We start from the raw sequence: 443 nt of genomic DNA, 5'->3' as shown, positions 1-443 counted from the left end.
ACAGCTCAACCTCGACGCGGGCTACGACCCCGTCGAGACACCCCACCTGTTCCGGACGGAGCTGTGGAAGAAGTCGGGCCACTACGAGAACTACGTCGACGACATGTTCCGCCTCGACGTGAACGACGAGGAGTACGGCCTGAAGCCGATGAACTGCCCCGGTCACGCGACCATCTTCGACCAGCAGTCGTGGTCTTACCGCGACCTGCCGGTGCGCTACATCGAGGACGGGAAGGTCTACCGGAAGGAACAGCGCGGCGAGCTGTCGGGCCTCTCGCGGGTCTGGTCCTTTACCATCGACGCTGGTCACCTGTTCGTCCGCCCCGACCAGATCGAGGACGAAATCAACCTCATCATCGACAACATCCTGACGGTGTTCGACACGTTCGGGCTGGACGCCGAAGTCGCGCTCGCCACGCGTCCCGAGAAGTCCGTCGGCAGCG

1 protein-coding gene is annotated in these 443 nt (G+C 63.4%); it reads left to right on the top strand.

Going from position 1 to position 443, the window contains the following annotated elements; translation table 11 throughout:
• The coding region (locus DVK07_RS21800) for an aminoacyl--tRNA ligase-related protein (RefSeq protein WP_303646406.1) at nt 1–443 on the top strand (443 nt) is incomplete at both ends.

This window comes from Halorubrum sp. Atlit-26R (genome assembly GCF_003666015.1).
GTDB lineage: Archaea > Halobacteriota > Halobacteria > Halobacteriales > Haloferacaceae > Halorubrum.
Note: the sequence above shows the minus strand (reverse complement) of the source record. Positions and strands in the feature narration are given on the sequence as shown.